The sequence below is a fragment of the Flavobacterium polysaccharolyticum genome (assembly GCF_038739875.1).
Taxonomy (GTDB): Bacteria; Bacteroidota; Bacteroidia; order Flavobacteriales; family Flavobacteriaceae; genus Flavobacterium; species Flavobacterium polysaccharolyticum.
This window is the reverse complement of the sequence record NZ_JBCGDP010000103.1, coordinates 1-286: the sequence shown is the minus strand read 5'-3', so window position 1 is coordinate 286 and position 286 is coordinate 1. Positions and strand designations below refer to the sequence as shown.

At 36.7% G+C, this 286-nt stretch carries 1 pseudogene; it reads right to left on the bottom strand.

Annotation, left to right across the window (positions count from 1 at the left end):
* Positions 1–286 (bottom strand): annotated as a pseudogene (locus tag WFZ86_RS20260) (tRNA pseudouridine(55) synthase TruB); the annotation flags it as partial.

The window sequence follows — 286 nt, the reverse complement described above, 5'->3', positions numbered from 1 at the left end:
AAAAATTGCTTAACAGTTTCGTGAATCAACGACTCGGTGATATGTGTAGTAGGGAAGTGTTGATCAATTTCTGTTTCTAAATCGTAGGATGGAGTAGTGGCTCCTATATGAAAAGTGCCAGTATATTCTTTGGCTTGTCCTTGTAATTCCGTGATGCGTTTGGTGAATTTGCCAGTGCAGATTAATAATAAACCTGATGCCAATGGGTCTAAAGTTCCCGCATGACCAATCTTGAATTTTTTAGGCAAGCCAACTCTGTTAATCAACAAATATTTTAACTTATTTA